This is a genomic window from Pseudoduganella sp. GW821-FHT11H04, assembly GCF_058807935.1.
The window spans coordinates 1-518 of record NZ_JBXARE010000041.1; the positions used below are offsets into that span (position 1 = coordinate 1).

Consider the following 518-nt stretch of genomic DNA (forward strand, 5'->3'; position numbering starts at 1 on the left):
TTTGAGTCTGATGCCGACTCTAGAAAGGAGGTGATCCAGCCGCACCTTCCGATACGGCTACCTTGTTACGACTTCACCCCAGTCACGAATCCTACCGTGGTAAGCGCCCTCCTTGCGGTTAAGCTACCTACTTCTGGTAAAACCCGCTCCCATGGTGTGACGGGCGGTGTGTACAAGACCCGGGAACGTATTCACCGCGACATGCTGATCCGCGATTACTAGCGATTCCAACTTCATGTAGTCGAGTTGCAGACTACAATCCGGACTACGATACACTTTCTGGGATTAGCTCCCCCTCGCGGGTTGGCGGCCCTCTGTATGTACCATTGTATGACGTGTGAAGCCCTACCCATAAGGGCCATGAGGACTTGACGTCATCCCCACCTTCCTCCGGTTTGTCACCGGCAGTCTCATTAGAGTGCTCTTGCGTAGCAACTAATGACAAGGGTTGCGCTCGTTGCGGGACTTAACCCAACATCTCACGACACGAGCTGACGACAGCCATGCAGCACCTGTGT

The 518-nt window shown here is 54.2% G+C and carries 1 rRNA gene; it reads right to left on the reverse strand.

The window, feature by feature from the left end:
- Window positions 1-23 precede the first annotated feature (23 nt).
- Window positions 24-518 (reverse strand): 16S ribosomal RNA (locus AC1RTP_RS28535); the annotation flags it as partial.